We start from the raw sequence: 17669 nt of genomic DNA, 5'->3' as shown, positions 1-17669 counted from the left end.
AAAAACCCCGGGCAAGCCGGGGTTTCCATGCGCGACGGCGTAATTACTTTTCGCCGTCGTTATGCCGATCGTCATCGCTACGCGCGGCGTCGCTATCCGCGGCCGGCGCGGCCTGCTCCGCAGCGGCAGGCTGAGCTGCCGGTTGCTGGGCCTGCGCCTGGCGATTAGCCTGCTCGTCCAGCCAACCGGCCGGCGGGCGAACTTCGCGGCGCGCCATCAGATCGTCGACCTGCGGTGCATCGATGGTCTCATACTTCATCAGTGCATCCTTCATGGCATGCATGATATCCATATTGTCGGCCAGCAGCTGGCGGGCACGCTGATAGTTACGCTCGATCAGTGCCTTGACTTCCTGATCGATAATGCGGGCCGTCTCATCGGACATATGCTTCGTCTTGGCGACAGAGCGACCGAGGAACACCTCGCCCTCTTCTTCCGCATACAGCAGCGGCCCCAGCTTCTCGGAGAAGCCCCATTGGGTCACCATGTTACGGGCGATCGTCGTCGCCTGCTTGATGTCCTGCGAGGCGCCGGTAGAAACGTGCTCAGTGCCGTAAATCAGCTCTTCAGCCAGACGACCGCCGTAGGCCACGGAGATCATGCTCTCCAGCTTCTGACGACTGTAGCTGATAGAGTCGCCCTGCGGCAGGAAGAAGGTTACCCCCAGCGCACGACCACGCGGGATGATGGTGACCTTATGCACCGGATCGTGCTCAGGCACCAGGCGGCCGATGATCGCATGCCCGGCCTCGTGGTACGCCGTCGACTCTTTCTGCGCTTCGGTCATCACCATGGAACGGCGCTCGGCCCCCATCATGATCTTGTCTTTGGCCTTCTCGAACTCGACCATCGACACCACGCGCTTGTTGTTACGGGCGGCAAACAGCGCCGCTTCGTTGACCAGGTTAGCCAGATCGGCACCGGAGAAGCCCGGCGTACCACGCGCGATAACCGACGCGTCGATATCGGTCGCCAGCGGAACGCGGCGCATATGCACCTTCAGGATCTGCTCACGGCCACGCACGTCCGGCAGGCCTACCACCACCTGACGGTCAAAACGGCCGGGACGCAGCAGCGCCGGGTCCAGCACATCCGGACGGTTGGTCGCTGCGATAACGATGATACCCTCGTTACCCTCAAAACCATCCATCTCGACCAGCATCTGGTTCAGGGTCTGCTCACGCTCATCGTGGCCGCCGCCCAGGCCTGCGCCACGCTGGCGACCCACGGCGTCGATCTCATCGATAAAGATAATGCACGGTGCCGCCTTCTTGGCCTGTTCGAACATATCGCGTACGCGCGAGGCGCCGACGCCAACGAACATCTCCACAAAGTCAGAGCCGGAAATGGTAAAGAACGGAACCTTGGCCTCACCGGCAATGGCTTTAGCCAGCAGGGTCTTACCGGTCCCCGGCGGCCCCACCATCAGGATACCCTTGGGGATCTTGCCGCCGAGTTTCTGGAAACGGCTCGGATCGCGCAGGTACTCCACCAGCTCACCCACTTCCTCTTTGGCCTCATCGCAGCCGGCCACATCGGCAAAGGTGGTTTTAATCTGGTCTTCCGTCAGCATGCGCGCCTTGCTCTTACCGAACGACATGGCGCCTTTCCCGCCGCCGCCCTGCATCTGGCGCATGAAGAAGATCCACACCCCGATCAGCAACAGCATCGGGAACCAGGAGATAAAGATGGAGGTCAGCAGGCTCGGCTCTTCCGGCGGCTCACCGATCACTTTTACATTCTTGGTTAACAGGGAATCCAACAGTTTAGGATCGTTAATCGGGATATAGGTTGTATAACGGTTACCATCCTTCTTGGTAACGTTAATCGCACGCCCGTCGATACTGACCTCGCGTACCTGATCCTGGTTAACCTCGGTCAGGAACGTCGAATAGTCCACCCTACGGCTATTTGATTCGCTGGGCCCAAAGCTCTGGAAAACCGACATCAGCACGACCGCGATGACCAGCCAGAGAATTAGGTTTTTCGCCATGTCACTCAAGGGATTAACCTCTTTTTACAACTGTGTTAACAAACAGCGTTAGGGTACTACAGTTTCCGCCCTGTCGCTACGATGTATACTTCCCGCGAACGCGCGCGCGAAGCATCCGGCTTACGAATCTTAACCTTCGTAAACAGGGAGCGGATCTGGCCCAGATACTCGTCAAACCCCTCTCCCTGAAAGACTTTCACCACAAAACTACCGCCGGGCGCCAGAACATCCTTGGCCATCTCCAGCGCCAGCTCAACCAGGTACATGGAGCGCGGGATATCCACAGACGGCGTGCCGCTCATGTTCGGCGCCATATCCGACATCACCACCTGAACCTTAGCATCGCCAACTCGCTCCATCAGTGCGCCCAGCACCAATTCATCACGAAAATCCCCCTGGAGGAAATCGACGCCGACGATAGGATCCATAGGCAAAAGATCACATGCAATTATCCTGCCTTTATCGCCGATTTGTGTGACCACATACTGTGACCATCCCCCGGGAGCGGCGCCCAAATCTACCACGGTCATGCCTGGTCGGAAGATCTTATCCGAGCCCTGGATCTCGTCCAGTTTAAACCAGGCGCGCGAACGCAGCCCCTTTTTCTGTGCCTGCTGCACATATTTATCGCTAAAATGTTCCTGTAACCAGCGACTCGAACTGGCCGAACGTTTTTTACCCATCTTGAATACTCACTAAATCACAGGTTCATCTGCTTTGAAAACACCGAGGCGGCGCAAGACCGATTTGGTGATAATGCTGAGATGGCGCTAGAATGTACCGTTTTCAATCCCAACCTAAGCAAAAAAGACGATGAATCTGACTAACAAGCAAAAACAGCACCTGAAAAGCTTGGCCCATTCGCTGAAGCCTGTTGTGCAACTCGGCGCGAACGGCCTTACCGAAGGGGTGCTCGCAGAAATTGAACAGGCGCTGGCGCACCATGAGCTGATCAAGGTGAAGATCGCCGCTGAAGAGCGCGAAACCAAAACCCTGATCGCCAACGCCATCGTCCGTGAAACCGGTGCGTGCAACGTTCAGCTGATCGGTAACATCCTGGTGATTTACCGCCCGAGCGAAGAACGCAAGATCAGTTTACCCCGTTAATCTCTTTTCGTATAAAGAAAAGATATAACACAGAAAGACGTGCTTTCTCAGCATAACGCAAAGGCCGCAACGCGGCCTTTTCCTATCTTTACACTAGCGGACACGCTGCTGCACGGACGAGGGGCGCAGAGCGGGTAAAAGATCAGAGATACTCAACCTTAAGGATTTCGTACTCAACCTCACCGCCCGGCGTTTTGATCGTCACCACGTCACCCTCTTCTTTCCCGATCAGACCACGCGCAATCGGCGAGTTGACCGAAATCAGATTGTGTTTGAAATCTGCCTCATCGTCGCCCACGATGCGGTAGGTCTGCTGGTCTTCCGTATCCAGATTCTCCACGCTGACGGTTGATCCAAAGATAACCCGGCCATTGTTGGGCATCTTGGTCACGTCAATCACCTGGGCATTGGACAGTTTGGCTTCGATCTCCTGAATGCGGCCTTCGCAGAAACCCTGCTGCTCACGCGCGGCGTGATACTCCGCATTCTCTTTCAGGTCGCCGTGCTCACGCGCTTCGGCGATGGCCGCAATAATTTGCGGACGACGGGTTCCCTTCAGAAAATCTAACTCTTCACGCAGTTTCTCTGCACCACGCAACGTCATCGGAATCTGATTCATTGTTTTAGTCACCTCGAAATCTGCTTTGTCGGCGCCCGGAAGCCACGGCACGGGTAGCGCCCATCCGGCCCGGCGCCATACAAAAGAAACCTGACCAGAACGGCGATCCCGGTCAGGCACTATGCTGTCTTTTGTCGGCCATTCTAGCCTAGAGTCAGCGAAGTATCATCGTTTACTTTGACCCACATTGCGCCTTAGTATGACAGGCACATCACTTATTCGATTCACTTATCGGCTTCCGCGGGACTATGCGATTTTCACGATTATTGAGTGGACTGGCCTGTGCACTGGTGTTCAGCGTCCAAGCAACACCTGTGCAAGACTATGCCCAATATCTGCCAGAAGGCACCAATCTGGCGCTGATGGTGCAAAAAGTCGGCTCAACCACGCCGACCATCGACTATCACGGTCAGCAGATGGCGCTGCCCGCCAGCACCCAGAAGGTGATCACGGCGCTGGCGGCGCTGCTACAGCTGGGGCCGGACTTCCGCTTTAATACCACCTTTGAGACCCGTGGACAGATCAGCGCAGGCGCCCTAAACGGCGACCTTATCGTGCGCTTCGACGGCGATCCGACGCTGCGCCGCCAGAATATCCGCAACATGGTCGCCGCCCTGAAGAAACAGGGCGTCACGCGCATCAGCGGCGATATTCTCATCGATACCTCGGTGTTTGCCAGCCATGACAAAGCCCCCGGCTGGCCCTGGAACGATCTGACCCAGTGCTTCAGCGCACCGCCGGCCGCCGCCATCGTCGATCGCAACTGCTTCTCCATCTCGCTGTACAGCGCCCCGAAAGCCGGCGATCGCGCGTTTATCCGCGTCGCCTCCTATTATCCGGTGCACATGTTCAGCGAGGTGAAAACCCTGGCTCGCGGTTCTGCTGAGGCCCCCTATTGCGAGCTGGACGTCGTCCCCGGCGAACTCAACCGCTACACCCTGACCGGCTGCCTGACCCAGCGCGCCGACCCGCTGCCGCTGGCCTTCGCCGTACAGGACGGCGCCGCCTACGCCGGCGCCATCGTCAAAGACGAGCTACAGCAGGCCAACATCGATATTGCCGGCCATCTGCGCCGAGAAACCCAGGTCACCCCGCAGGGCACCATACTGGCGCAGACCCAGTCGGCGCCGCTGCACGATCTGCTGCGCGTGATGTTGAAAAAATCGGACAATATGATTGCCGATACCGTCTTCCGCACCATTGGCCACAGCTATTTTAACGTTCCCGGCACCTGGCGCGCCGGCTCCGATGCGGTGCGTCAGATCCTGCGCAAAAAGGCGGGGGTCAACCTGGGCAACTCCGTGGTGGTCGACGGCTCTGGCCTGTCGCGCCATAACCTGATCTCCCCGGCGACCATGATGGAGGTCCTGCAGTACATCGCCCAAAATGACAGCCAGCTGAACTTCATCAGCATGCTGCCGCTGGCCGGCTACGATGGAACGCTACAGTACCGCGGCGGTCTACATGAGGCGGGCGTTGACGGCAAGGTCTCCGCCAAGACCGGCTCCTTGCAGGGGGTGTATAACCTGGCCGGTTTCATCACCACCGCCAGCGGACAGCGTATGGCCTTTGTGCAGTACCTATCCGGCTATGCGGTTCCACCGCAGGATCAGCGTACCCGCCGTCAGCCGCTGGTGCGCTTTGAAAGTCGCCTGTACCGCGATATTTACCGCAATAACTAACGGGCCGCTATGAAAATTCTGATCGTGGAAGACGATACCCTGATCCAGCAGGGACTGGCCCAGGCGATGGCGCGGGAGAACTACGCCTGTGACTGTGCGGGCAGCGCGGCGAGCGCCAGCGCGCTGCTGCAGAGCGGTCACTACAGCCTGATCATCCTCGATCTGGGGCTGCCCGGTATGGACGGTGCCAGCGCGCTGCGTCAGTGGCGACGCGAGGGCATCGACGCGCCGGTGCTGATCCTGACCGCCCGGGACACCGTCAGCGATCGGGTCGGCGGGCTGGACGCCGGCGCCGATGACTATCTGGTGAAACCCTTCGCACTGGCCGAGCTGCTGGCGCGCGTCCGCGCCCTGATCCGTCGCATGCAGGGACTGTGCAACAACGCTCTGCAGGTCGACGATATCCATCTGGATCTCTCCAGCCAGCAGGTCAGCTGCGGCGGCCTGCCGCTGGAGATCACCCCCAAAGAGTTCGCTATCCTGACGCGCCTGATGATGCGCGCCGGGCAGACCATCAGCCGCGAAGTTCTCCAGCAGGATCTCTACTCCTGGCAGGATGAGCTTAGCTCCAACTCGCTGGAGGTACATATCCATAACCTGCGGCGCAAGCTGGGGAAAAACCGGATCAAAACCCTGCGCGGCGTCGGCTATCGGCTGGAGAAAACGCCGTGATCAGCCTACGCCGTACGCTGCTCATTATGCTGGCGCTGATCCTGCTGGTCACCCAGTTGGTCAGCGCGCTGTGGCTATGGCACGAAAGCCGGGAGCAGATAAGCTTTCTGGTTAACGAAACCCTCAGCGCCAAGGTGCGCACGGAGCAGGTTGATAAAGAGATCCGCGAGGCCATTGCCGCCCTGCTGATCCCCTCCCTGGTGATGATGGCCGTCACGCTGCTGCTCTCCTGGCTGGCCGTCAGCTGGATAGTCCGCCCGCTTAACCAGCTACAGGCGCGGCTAGAGAAACGTTCGCCCAGTAACCTGACGCCCATCGATATCGACAGCAGTATGACGGAGATCACCTCGATCACCCGTACCCTCAACCACCTGTTTAGCCGCCTGCAGCACACCCTGCGCCAGGAGCGTCTGTTCACGGCGGACGCCGCACACGAGCTACGCACCCCCCTCGCCGGCGTACGCCTACACCTTGAGCTGATGGAGCAGAGCGGCGTGCCGGAGGCCACTACGCTGGTGCAGCGCATCGATCAGCTGATGCACACGGTCGAGCAGCTGCTGATGCTGTCGCGCGTCGGACAGAATTTTGCCAGCGGCCATTACCCGCAGTTGGAGCTGATAAGCGAGGTGGTGCTCGCCCAGCGCAGCGAGCTGTGCGAGATGCTGGCGCTGCGTGGACAGCACCTGCGGCTGGAGACGCCGTCACAGCTAGCGATGCACGGCGATGCGATGCTGCTCCGCCTGATGCTGCGTAATTTGGTGGAGAATGCCCACCGCTACAGCCCAGAAGGCAGCGATATTCTCCTGCGGGTCACGCTGAGCGCGGACGAACACGGCTGTATCCTGCAGGTCATCGACAGCGGGCCCGGTATCGATGAATCGCGGGCCAGCGAGCTGACCGAGCCCTTTCACCGCCTTGATCGGCGCTTCGGCGGCAGCGGCCTGGGGCTGAATATCGTGGTGCGCATCCTACAGCTGCACAAGGGGCAGCTCACCCTGCGTAATAACCGCCCGGGGCCGGGGCTCAACGCCTGCTGCCGTCTGCCGCTGACGCCGCAGGATTTCGGTTAAAAAAAGGGCTGCCCTACAGGCAGCCCCAGATTCCGCGCGGATTGATTAACGCTGATAGATGATTTCGACGCCTTCGTCGTCGTCTTCATCCCAGTCGTCATCCTCTTCCCACTCGGCTTCGGCCTGCTCCAGCTGTTCACGATGGTAGTCATCCCACATGAACTCGGCTTTCTTGGCCTTCTCTTTCTCTTCTTCCACTTCCGCTTCGCGCGGATGGGCTTCCAAGAAGTTCATCACATCCCAGCACAGGGCGTTCACCCCTTCACGGTTGGCCGCAGAGATCAGATAGTGTTCGCCTTCCCAGCCCAGCGCATCGGCGATCGCCTGAGCGCGCGCCTTCGCCTCCTCCGGCGCCAGCAGGTCCGTCTTATTGAACACCAGCCAGCGCGGCTTCTGAGCCAGCTTCTCGCTGTACTTCTCCAGCTCACCGATGATCACCCGGGCATTCTCGACCGGATCGGACTCATCGATCGGCGCGAGATCGATCAGGTGCAGCAACACGCGGCAGCGCTCCAGATGACGCAGGAAACGGATCCCCAGGCCGGCGCCTTCTGATGCGCCTTCGATCAGCCCCGGAATATCCGCCACCACGAAGCTCTTCTCGCTGTCCATGCGTACGACGCCCAGGCTTGGCACCAGCGTGGTAAACGGATAGTCGGCCACCTTTGGCTTGGCAGCAGAGACCGCGCGGATAAAGGTGGACTTACCGGCGTTGGGCAGCCCCAGCATGCCGACGTCGGCCAGCAGCAGCAGCTCCAGGCTCAGATCGCGTTTATCCCCCGGCGTTCCGTTGGTTTTCTGGCGCGGCGTACGGTTAACAGAGGATTTAAAGCGGGTGTTGCCCAGGCCATGCCATCCCCCTTTGCCGACCATCAGCTTCTGCTGGTGGCGCGTCATATCGCCCAGCACCTCGCCGGTATCGACGTCCGTTATCCGGGTGCCGACCGGGACCTTAATCGTTACATCCTGACCACGTTTACCGGTGCAGTCACGGCTCTGGCCATTCTGGCCGCGTTCGGCGCGGAAAGACTTTTCAAAGCGATAGTCGATCAGCGTGTTCAGGTTTTCATCGGCCAGCAGGTATACGTCACCGCCGTCGCCGCCGTCGCCGCCGTCCGGTCCCCCTTTCGGGATATACTTCTCGCGGCGGAAGCTGACGCAGCCATTGCCACCATCACCTGCTTCGATGTGGATCACGGCTTCATCTACAAATTTCATTTACTGTCTCCGTAAATCAGTGACCGGACCGCCCGCTGGCAATCCGGTTTATGCGCGCTGGCGCGGCCACCAACGGTGACCAATCGCAGAAAACATGGCGCCGGCAACCACCACAAAAGCGCCGATATACCCCACCGTATTCAGGCTGGGCGTCATAAAGGTTTCCGGCCAGGCTAGCGCTAAAACGTCAGAAAACATCAGGGTAAACAGCGGGGTCAGCGTCACTATCGCCCCCACTTTCGCCACCTGCCAGCGCACCATGGCCTCGGCCAGCGCGCCGTAACCGACCAGCGTATTGACCCCACAGAACAGCAGGCACAGCAGCTGCCAGCCGCTCAGCTGATAAATCTGGCCCGGCTGCGCTAACGGCCACAGGCAGATCGCACATAAAGCATACAACAGACACAGGATCTGCTGCGAGGCCAGGCGACGCAATAATACTTTCTGGGCGATGCCATAGCATACCCAGACCCCGGCCGCCGCCATCCCGAGTAACACGCCCAGCGTGTAGTCCGTTAGACGGGTAAAAATCTCCGCCAGGCTGGTATTAAAAAACAGGAGCAGCCCACCGATCAGCAGCGCCGCGCCAATCACCTGCGCTGGCCGCATCCGCTCTTTCAGCACCAGTACGCTGGCGAACATCAGACCGACCGGAGAAAGCTGTCCAATCACCTGCGAGGTGGTTGGGCTCAAATACTGTAGCGAGGTGCTAAACAGGATAAAGTTCCCCAGCAGCCCCGCCGTCGCCACGGACAGCAGCAACAGCCAGCGTCGCTGTCGAAATACGCGCAGCGGCGGCAGCTGACCACGCAGGCACAGCACGCTGCCCAGCCCTAATGCCGCCATGGAGAAACGGTACCAAACGATGGTCTCAGGCGCCATGTCAGGCAGAACCTGCTTCATCGCGATCGGCAGCGCGCCCCAGAAAATCGCCGTCGTCAGCGCCAGCGAGATGCCCAGCGCCGCACTCTGTTTACTCTCCATGGACGCCCCTGTCCCTCTCTGTCTTCATAACGCAAAAAAGCCCCGCAAAGTATTGCGGGGCCTTACATCATTCAGGACGCGAAAAACTTATTCAGCAACGATGCTGATAAATTTACGGTTTTTCGGGCCTTTAACTTCGAACTTAACTTTACCGTCAGCCAAAGCGAACAGAGTGTGGTCACGACCGCAACCTACGTTGCTACCAGCGTGGAACTTGGTGCCGCGCTGACGAACGATGATGCTGCCTGCCAGAACTGATTCACCGCCGAAGCGTTTTACGCCCAGGCGTTTGCTTTCGGAATCGCGACCGTTGCGACTGGAGCCGCCAGCCTTTTTATGTGCCATTAATCCGCTCTCCTAAAATTAAGCGCTGATACCAGTGATCTTCACGTCAGTGAACCACTGACGGTGACCCTGCTGTTTACGATGATGCTTACGACGACGGAACTTGACGATCTTCACTTTCTCGCCACGACCGTGAGCAACAACTTCAGCCTTAACTTTACCGCCAGCTACAAAAGGAACGCCAATCTTGATGTCTTCGCCGTTAGCGACCATCAGAATCTGGTCAAACTCAACAGTTTCACCAGTTGCGATGTCCAGCTTTTCCAAGCGAACGGTCTGGCCTTCGCTTACTCGGTGTTGTTTACCACCACTTTGGAAAACCGCGTACATATAAAACTCCGCATTTCCGCACGCATGGCTCATAGTCCGATACGCGCTATAAATATTCACAATAGGGCGCGAATTCTACGCAAAAATCATTCAGAAGACAAGGGTAGAATCAGGAGAAAAGAAGAAAAAAAGCACAGTTTTCTCCCCGCCGTTTATCTAAATCATTTTTCAAGTACAATCATACTATAGTTGGCTGCCCATGGCAGCCTGGCAAGGGCTGCCGCCTGGCGGGACATCCATACACAGTTGAAATAAAACAATGAATTTAGAACAAATTACTGAGTTAACCGCGCAGGATATGGCGGATGTGAACGCGAGAATTCTTCACCAGTTAAATTCAGACGTCGCGCTTATCAACCAGCTTGGCTACTACATCATCAGCGGCGGCGGCAAACGGATCCGCCCGATGATCGCCGTACTGGCCGCACGCGCGCTCGGTTATCAGGGCGATCGCCACGTCACCATCGCCGCGCTGATCGAATTTATCCACACCGCGACGCTGCTGCATGACGACGTGGTGGATGAGTCGGATATGCGCCGCGGTAAGGCCACCGCCAACGCAGCCTTCGGCAATGCCGCCAGCGTACTGGTCGGCGACTTTATCTATACCCGCGCCTTTCAGATGATGACCAGCCTAGAGTCGCTGCGCATCCTGGCGCTGATGTCGGAGGCCACCAACGTCATCGCAGAGGGCGAGGTACAGCAGCTGATGAACGTCAATGATCCCGACATCAGCGAAGAAAACTACATGCAGGTGATCTACAGCAAAACCGCCCGTCTGTTCGAGGCGGCCGCGCAGTGTTCGGCGATCCTCGCCGGAGCAGATACCGCGCAGGAGCAAGCGCTACAGGATTACGGACGCTATCTGGGCACCGCATTTCAACTGATCGATGATTTGCTGGACTACGATGCCGATGGCAAGACGCTGGGCAAGAATACCGGTGACGATCTCAACGAGGGCAAACCGACCCTGCCGCTGCTGCACGCCATGCACCACGGATCCGCCGAGCGATCCGCGATGATCCGCCAGGCGATCGAGCAGGGCAATGGCCGTCATCTGCTGGAACCGGTGCTCGAAACCATGCAACAGGCCGGCTCGCTGGACTACACCCGCAGCCGAGCAGAAGAAGAGGCCGACAAAGCCATCGCCGCCCTGGCGCCGCTGCCGGACAGCCCCCATAAACAGGCCCTGATTGGACTGGCGAACCTGGCCGTCAACCGCAGTTTCTAAGCGGCTCCCATCGAGTCTAAGCGCCTGCGGGCGCTTTTTTTTTGCATGTGGCGCTGCAGCCATCATCACAGTTTTAACTTTCTATTAATCGCATTAGTTAGAAAGTAATTGAAAAGAAGAAGGGGTTTTCAGATAGTACCGAGGAGTTTTTTAAGCAGGCGCCATGAAGGTACTTTCAGTGATAAGGAAACCACCGATGAAAAAAACGCTCCCGGAAGACTGGCACCCGGCAGAGATCATTGCCGCACTGCATAAGCGCAGGCTGACGCTCACTCAGGTATCGCGTAACGCCGGTCTGTCCAGCTCGACGCTAGCCAACGCCTTGACGCGTCCCTGGCCCAAAGGCGAATGGCTGATCGCCGAGGCCCTCAGTATCCATCCCAGCGAGATCTGGCCCAGCCGTTACTACGATCCCGTCACCCATGAGCTGCTGGATCGCAAGCGCCTGATCCGCGACGCCGCCGCGATCAAAAAGATCTGAGCCACACCCGGTCGTCCACACCGCAGCCCCGCCGCGCACGGCACTCTTGCCGATACAAAAAAACCGCAGGCAATGCCTGCGGTTTTCAAGGGGTCGTGCTCAGACTTACTTATTGATAAAGTCTTCGCCCAGCGCGATATCTTTACGCAGCACCTCCAGCATGCTCTCCAACGCATGCTGTTCAAAGGCGCTCAGCGTGCCGATATTCAGGCGCTGTACCAGCCCCTCTTTACCCAGCAGCAGCGGTTGAGCAAAGAAGCGGGCATATTCGCCGTCGCTCTCGACGTAGCCGCACTCCACGACGTTTTCATCGCCCTGCATCGCCCGCACCAGCGACAGTGCGAAGCGCGCCGCCGCCTGGCCCATGGCCAAGGTTGCCGATCCGCCGCCGGCCTTAGCCTCTACCACCTCGGTGCCAGCGTTCTGAATACGCTTGGTCAGATCAGCCACCTCTTGTTCGCTGAGGCTGACACCCGGGATCTGCGAGAGCAGCGGCAGAATCGTTACGCCGGAGTGACCGCCAATCACCGGAATATCCAGCGTTGCCGGATCCAGGTGCTTCAGCTCACCGACGAAGGTGTTGGAGCGGATGATATCCAGCGTCGTCACGCCGAACAGTTTGTTCGGGTTATATACCCCCGCCTTCTTCAGCACCTCAGCCGCAATCGGCACCATGGTATTCACCGGGTTGGTGATGATACCGATGCAGGCGTTCGGGCTGGTACGCGCAACCTGTCCGATCAGGTTACGGATGATGCCGGCGTTAACGTTGAACAGATCGGAACGATCCATCCCCGGCTTACGGGCCACACCGGCAGAAATCAGCACGATATCCGCGCCCTCTAGGGCGGGGGAGGCATCCTCACCGCCGAAACCGCGCACCGTGACCGCCGTAGGTATATGGCTGAGATCAACGGCGACGCCCGGCGTTACCGGGGCGATATCGTAAAGGGAGAGTTCTGAACCTGAAGGCAGCTGAGTCTTAAGCAGAAGAGCGAGCGCCTGGCCGATGCCACCCGCTGCGCCGAGAACCGCAACTTTCATTCTATACTCCTTGTTACTATTTAAATGGAGAATGCCGTGAATGCATTACTACGCACATTAGTAGATCACTTTATAAAAAACAATCTGTTAACACTCAGATTGCGAGCTGACACACTAATTCCATGCTCTGCTGCAAGGTTTCTAGAAAAAATGACTTATCGATGAAAGATATAGCAATAATTTGTGCGCAAAATCCGCACATGCTTTACGTCGGATTACGCCTGCGTTACATCCACGCTGTGTTTTACATTACAACAACATCATATTAATAACATTTCATTTACCTTTTCCGTGCGTTTGCTCTCTTTTTCCCGATCCACGCGCGGTGACGGCTTTATGATCCGTCCGCTTTACGCCGTTTGCGCCGCTCATGCGCGAATGACACGGATATTTACAGACTAAATTGCATAAAAATTCACGAATACGCATAATAACCAGGTCTATAGCTACCTTACGGTGAAGAATGCGAAACACGACCAAACAAGAAGACCTGACTAAGGCATTCAAAGCGCTGCTCAAGGAAGAAAAATTCAGCTCTCAGGGAGAGATCGTACAGGCGCTGCAGGAGCTGGGCTTCGACAATATCAACCAGTCCAAAGTATCGCGTATGCTGACCAAATTTGGCGCCGTACGGACGCGTAATGCCAAAATGGAAATGGTCTATTGCCTGCCGGCCGAACTCGGGGTGCCAACCACCAGCAGCCCGCTGAAGAATCTGGTGCTCGACGTCGATCACAACGACGCCATCGTGGTTATCCATACCAGCCCCGGCGCGGCGCAGCTGATCGCTCGCCTGCTCGATTCGCTGGGGAAATCCGAGGGGATTCTGGGCACCATCGCCGGCGATGACACCATTTTCACCACGCCCGCCAAAGGATTTGCCGTCGAACAGCTTTATGCGGCCATTCTGGCGCTGTTTGAGCAAGAGCTGTAATCACCGCCGCAGGCAGCGGCAACCGTTCAGCCCTACGCCATGATAAAGCCCGCCCGCGGGCTTTTTTCTCAGAATCCCTACCGAGCATCGCCGCCCTTCGCGAGGGAATCGCACTTTTCGCCAAAATCATATAATTCGCTGTTATGTATTCGGTTTTTATATTCCTGTATCTTTTTTACACCGTTTTTAGCGCATTAAGATCTATCTACGCCCTACGCGACGTTAAAATAACATAACAAATAATTAGCGTGATATTAATTCATTGAGTTATTGCGTTATACTCGACAATGAGATGCAAATCACATTTTTACGACGACGTCCCGTCACAACAGAGGCATAACACAATGAAAATTAAAGCGACTATCGCCACGTTGGCTACCCTTTGCGCCCTTTCATTCGGCGCCGCTGCCGCCCAGCCCCCGGCCCAGGAAATCACGACGGCTCAGGCCTGCGACATGCAGCCGATGGGCGTTATCACGGTCAGCGGACTGGACGGTTCCATCGCCGATATCGATCAGCAGCTGGCGACCAAGGCCCAGTCCCAGGGCGCCAGCGCCTTCCGTATTATCGAGGAGCGTATCGACGGCAACTATCACGCTACGGCGCTGATCTACCGCTGATTCTCTCTCTGAGGCGCGAGCGAGCCCGTCAGGGCTCATTCCCCAAAAAGCAAAACCGCAGCCTGAGCTGCGGTTTTGTTTATCCGATAGCGGCGCTCGACGTTGCGCGAGTCACGCCTGATGCGCAGCGGACTTTTGCGCCAGCGCCTGCAGCAAACGGTCGTGAATATCGCCAAAGCCCCCGTTGCTCATCACCAGAATGTGATCGCCCGGCTGCGCGTTTTTCACGATCATCTCCACCAGCGTACCGAGATCGGCGCTCCAGTGCGCGGGCTGTACACAGGCCTCTGCCACCTCTGCCACCTGCCAGGGAATATGCTGTGGCTGATAAAGAAATACCTCATCGGCCCGACCCAGCGCAGGCGCCAGCTCATTCTTGCACACCCCCATCTTCATGGTATTGGATCGCGGCTCCAGCACGGCCAGAATACGGGCGGTGCCGCCTACCTTACCGCGCAGCGCCGCCAGCGTCGCCAGTATCGCCGTCGGGTGGTGAGCGAAATCGTCGTACACGCTGACGCCATAGGCCTGCCCGCGCAGCTCTAGGCGACGGCGTGCGTTAATAAAGCTCCCTAGCGCCCGGCAGGCCTCTGCGGGAGGAACGCCGACATGACGCGCCGCGGCGATCGCCATCAGCCCGTTGTGCATGTTGTGCTCCCCTACCAGCGCCCACTCGACCTCGCCGACGCACTCACCGTCCAGAGAGACGCTGAAGCGGCTGGCATCCGTCGACAGACGCGTCGCGCTCCAGGCGGCCTCATCGCCGCACAGCTCCTGCTCGCTCCAGCAGCCCATCGCCATCACCTGCTTCAGGTTGGCGTCGCCGGCCGGTAGAATAATCCGCCCTTGGCCCGGAACCAGTCGCACCAGATGGTGGAACTGCCGCTGGATCGCCCGCAGATCGTCGAAGATATCCGCATGATCAAACTCCAGATTGTTCAGGATCAGGGTGCGGGGGCAGTAGTGGACGAACTTAGAGCGCTTATCGAAAAAGGCGCAGTCATACTCATCCGCCTCGATAACGAAGAACGGACTCTTACCCAGGCGCGCCGATACGCTGAAGTTCCCCGGTACGCCGCCAATCACAAAACCAGGCTCATAGCCGCAGGACTCTAGGATCCAGTTCACCATCCCGGCGGTCGTGGTCTTCCCGTGGGTGCCGGCAACGGCGATCACCCAGCGGTGACGCAAAACCTCATCATGTAACCACTGCGGCCCGGAAACGTAGGGGATATTACGCTCCAGAATCGCCTCGACGCACGGGTTACCGCGCGCCATCGCATTGCCAATGATGACCAGATCCGGCTGGGGCTCTAGATGGGCAGGATCATAGCCCTCCAGCAGCGTAATTCCCTGCTGCTGCAGTAGCGTACTCATCGGCGGATAGACATTGGCATCCGACCCGGTAACGTCATGCCCCAGCTGGCGAGCCAATAACGCCAGCCCCCCCATAAACGTGCCGCAGACTCCAAGAATATGAATGCGCATAATACTTCCAGTAGATTGCATTGATTTAGTTCACATTCTAACGCTGAGTTCAGCGCAGACGAAAGGAAATTGCCTAGGAATGCCCCGATACATTAGCTAAAATGCGCTGCGAAAACGTTGGCGGTTTGTAAAAAAACCGCTGCTCCTCACAATCAGGGAATGTGTCATGAAAACGCTAGGCGAGTTTATCGTCGAAAAACAGCAGGATTTTCCTCACGCTACCGGTGAGCTTACCGCTCTTCTCTCCGCAATCAAGCTGGGTGCCAAAATTATCCACCGCGATATCAACAAGGCGGGGCTGGTCGATATCATCGGCGCCAGCGGTGCGGAAAATATTCAGGGTGAAGTGCAGATGAAGCTGGATCTGTACGCCAACGAGAAGCTCAAGGCAGCGCTGAAAGCGCGCGGTGAAGTGGCCGGCATCGCCTCAGAGGAGGAGGATGACATCGTCATCTTCGAAGGCGATCGCGCCAATAACGCCAAGTACGTGGTGCTGATGGATCCCCTGGACGGTTCGTCCAATATCGACGTTAACGTCTCCGTCGGTACCATCTTCTCCATCTATCGCCGGATTACCCCGCTTGGCACACCGGTCACCCGCGAAGACTTCCTGCAGCCGGGCAATCGCCAGGTCGCCGCCGGCTATGTGGTCTACGGCTCCTCCACCATGCTGGTCTACACGACCGGCAACGGCGTACACGCGTTTACCTACGATCCCTCCCTTGGGGTCTTCTGCCTGTCCCACGAGCGGCTGCGTTTCCCGCACAGCGGCAACATGTACTCCATCAACGAAGGCAACTACATCAAGTTCCCGCTGGGCGTGAAGAAGTACATCAAGTATTGTCAGGAGCAGGACAGCACCACGCAGCGCCCCTATACCTCCCGCTATATTGGCTCCCTGGTGGCGGACTTCCACCGCAACCTGCTGAAGGGCGGCATCTATATCTATCCGAGCACCGCCAGCCATCCGCAGGGTAAGCTGCGCCTGCTGTATGAGTGCAACCCGATGTCATTCCTGGCAGAGCAGGCCGGAGGCAAGGCCACCGACGGCTTCCGCCGCATCCTGGATATCGTGCCGGATGCACTGCATCAGCGCTGCCCGTTCTTTGTCGGCAGCTGCGCCATGGTAGAAGACGCCGAACGTTTCATGCATCAGTTCCCCGACGCATAATCCCCGCATCGGCGCGCGGCATTGCGCGTCGCGCGCTGTTCATTTTTGGAGTGGCGGCTATAATAGCCGTCACTCCATTTCTGGTTTGATGAAAGGAAACCGACATGAGCTTGATCAACGTCCCGGCCGGTAAAGATATGCCGGAAGATATCTATGTAGTGATCGAAATTCCGGCCAACGCCGATCCGATCAAATATGAAATCGATAAAGACACTGGCGCCCTGTTTGTAGACCGCTTTATGTCTACCGCTATGTTCTATCCGTGCAACTACGGCTACATCAACCACACCCTGTCTCTGGACGGCGATCCGGTAGACGTGCTGGTCCCGACGCCGTATCCGCTGCAGCCGGGCTCCGTGATCCGCTGCCGTCCGGTCGGCGTACTGAAGATGACCGACGAAGCCGGTGAAGATGCTAAGCTGGTTGCCGTTCCCCACAGCAAGCTGACCAAAGAGTACGATCACATTCAGGACGTTAACGACCTGCCTGAGCTGCTGCGCGCCCAGATCGCCCATTTCTTTGAGCACTACAAAGATCTGGAGAAGGGCAAGTGGGTCAAAGTCGAGGGTTGGGCTGACGCCGCCGCGGCCAAAGCGGAAATCATCGCCTCTTTCGAACGCGCCAAGAACAAGTAATGCCTTGACGCAGATAAAAAAACACCGCCTCATGGCGGTGTTTTT

The 17669-nt window shown here is 57.8% G+C and carries 19 protein-coding genes; 10 read left to right on the top strand and 9 right to left on the bottom strand.

The annotated features are described in order from the left end of the window. Positions 1-43: 43 nt before the first annotated feature. Both ftsH and rlmE read right to left on the bottom strand, forming a co-directional pair. Entirely contained in the window at positions 44-1993 is a 1950-nt protein-coding gene (gene ftsH / locus BRD58_RS02250) for an ATP-dependent zinc metalloprotease FtsH (protein WP_041692700.1), read from the bottom strand. Between the two features lie 56 nt (positions 1994-2049). Next, complete coding sequence (rlmE, locus tag BRD58_RS02245; protein WP_012847272.1) at positions 2050-2676, bottom strand: 23S rRNA (uridine(2552)-2'-O)-methyltransferase RlmE; 627 nt, start codon at positions 2674-2676, stop codon at positions 2050-2052. Positions 2677-2806: 130 nt separating this feature from the next. Here rlmE and yhbY point away from each other — a divergent pair, with 130 nt between their 5' ends. After that, complete coding sequence (gene yhbY, locus BRD58_RS02240) at positions 2807-3100, top strand: ribosome assembly RNA-binding protein YhbY (RefSeq protein WP_012847271.1); 294 nt, start codon at positions 2807-2809, stop codon at positions 3098-3100. A gap of 142 nt (positions 3101-3242) precedes the next feature. Here the strand turns inward: yhbY and greA are convergent, their stop codons facing one another. Further along, entirely contained in the window at positions 3243-3719 is a 477-nt protein-coding gene (gene greA / locus BRD58_RS02235; RefSeq protein WP_012847270.1) for a transcription elongation factor GreA, read from the bottom strand. A gap of 248 nt (positions 3720-3967) precedes the next feature. Between greA and dacB the strand changes: the two genes are divergently transcribed. Genes dacB through pmrB form a run of 3 tightly spaced genes read left to right on the top strand, consistent with a single transcriptional unit; the run spans position 3968 to position 7143 of the window. Next, a complete protein-coding gene (dacB, locus tag BRD58_RS02230) occupies positions 3968-5401 on the top strand; it encodes a serine-type D-Ala-D-Ala carboxypeptidase (RefSeq protein WP_034168262.1) in 1434 nt (477 codons plus the stop codon). Between the two features lie 9 nt (positions 5402-5410). Then, positions 5411-6073 (top strand): two-component system response regulator PmrA, encoded by a 663-nt coding sequence (gene pmrA, locus BRD58_RS02225; protein ID WP_073381508.1) that lies wholly within the window; start codon positions 5411-5413, stop codon positions 6071-6073. After that, positions 6070-7143 (top strand): two-component system sensor histidine kinase PmrB, encoded by a 1074-nt coding sequence (gene pmrB / locus BRD58_RS02220; RefSeq protein ID WP_015460812.1) that lies wholly within the window; start codon positions 6070-6072, stop codon positions 7141-7143. The genes pmrA and pmrB overlap by 4 nt, the downstream gene beginning before the upstream one ends. Before the next feature lie 45 nt (positions 7144-7188). Here the strand turns inward: pmrB and cgtA are convergent, their stop codons facing one another. The 4 genes from cgtA to rplU all read right to left on the bottom strand — a co-directional run bounded on the left by cgtA (position 7189) and on the right by rplU (position 10020). Next, complete coding sequence (gene cgtA, locus BRD58_RS02215; RefSeq protein WP_073381506.1) at positions 7189-8361, bottom strand: Obg family GTPase CgtA; 1173 nt, start codon at positions 8359-8361, stop codon at positions 7189-7191. Positions 8362-8409: 48 nt separating this feature from the next. Continuing rightward, a complete protein-coding gene (locus tag BRD58_RS02210; protein WP_012847265.1) occupies positions 8410-9345 on the bottom strand; it encodes a DMT family transporter in 936 nt (311 codons plus the stop codon). Positions 9346-9432: 87 nt separating this feature from the next. After that, positions 9433-9690, bottom strand: a complete 258-nt coding sequence (gene rpmA / locus BRD58_RS02205) for a 50S ribosomal protein L27 (protein WP_012847264.1) — start codon at positions 9688-9690, stop codon at positions 9433-9435. An 18-nt stretch (positions 9691-9708) separates the two neighbouring features. Continuing rightward, positions 9709-10020, bottom strand: coding sequence for a 50S ribosomal protein L21 (rplU, locus tag BRD58_RS02200; protein WP_005281302.1), 312 nt, complete (start codon positions 10018-10020; stop codon positions 9709-9711). Between the two features lie 259 nt (positions 10021-10279). On the opposite strand from rplU, the gene ispB reads away from it, so the two are divergent. After that, the gene (gene ispB / locus BRD58_RS02195) at positions 10280-11251 is read left to right on the top strand and encodes an octaprenyl diphosphate synthase (protein ID WP_012847263.1); all 972 of its coding nucleotides are present in this window, start codon (positions 10280-10282) and stop codon (positions 11249-11251) included. Between the two features lie 196 nt (positions 11252-11447). Further along, a complete protein-coding gene (locus BRD58_RS02190; RefSeq protein ID WP_012847262.1) occupies positions 11448-11732 on the top strand; it encodes a helix-turn-helix domain-containing protein in 285 nt (94 codons plus the stop codon). A 105-nt stretch (positions 11733-11837) separates the two neighbouring features. On the opposite strand, the gene mdh is transcribed toward BRD58_RS02190, so the two are convergent. Continuing rightward, entirely contained in the window at positions 11838-12776 is a 939-nt protein-coding gene (gene mdh / locus BRD58_RS02185) for a malate dehydrogenase (protein WP_034168261.1), read from the bottom strand. Between the two features lie 463 nt (positions 12777-13239). Between mdh and argR the strand changes: the two genes are divergently transcribed. Both argR and BRD58_RS02175 read left to right on the top strand, forming a co-directional pair. After that, the gene (gene argR / locus BRD58_RS02180; protein ID WP_012847259.1) at positions 13240-13710 is read left to right on the top strand and encodes a transcriptional regulator ArgR; all 471 of its coding nucleotides are present in this window, start codon (positions 13240-13242) and stop codon (positions 13708-13710) included. Positions 13711-14054: 344 nt separating this feature from the next. Then, positions 14055-14330, top strand: a complete 276-nt coding sequence (locus BRD58_RS02175; protein ID WP_012847258.1) for a YdgH/BhsA/McbA-like domain containing protein — start codon at positions 14055-14057, stop codon at positions 14328-14330. Positions 14331-14441: 111 nt separating this feature from the next. Here the strand turns inward: BRD58_RS02175 and mpl are convergent, their stop codons facing one another. After that, complete coding sequence (mpl, locus tag BRD58_RS02170) at positions 14442-15818, bottom strand: UDP-N-acetylmuramate:L-alanyl-gamma-D-glutamyl-meso-diaminopimelate ligase (RefSeq protein WP_012847257.1); 1377 nt, start codon at positions 15816-15818, stop codon at positions 14442-14444. A gap of 166 nt (positions 15819-15984) precedes the next feature. Here mpl and fbp point away from each other — a divergent pair, with 166 nt between their 5' ends. Further along, entirely contained in the window at positions 15985-16989 is a 1005-nt protein-coding gene (gene fbp / locus BRD58_RS02165; protein WP_073381504.1) for a class 1 fructose-bisphosphatase, read from the top strand. A 104-nt stretch (positions 16990-17093) separates the two neighbouring features. Further along, positions 17094-17624, top strand: a complete 531-nt coding sequence (gene ppa / locus BRD58_RS02160) for an inorganic diphosphatase (RefSeq protein ID WP_012847255.1) — start codon at positions 17094-17096, stop codon at positions 17622-17624. Positions 17625-17669 lie beyond the last annotated feature (45 nt).

It is taken from the genome of Edwardsiella piscicida (assembly GCF_001896205.1).
GTDB lineage: Bacteria > Pseudomonadota > Gammaproteobacteria > Enterobacterales > Enterobacteriaceae > Edwardsiella > Edwardsiella piscicida.
The sequence above is the reverse complement of the archived record's forward strand: the minus strand, read 5'-3'. Positions and strand labels throughout refer to the sequence as shown.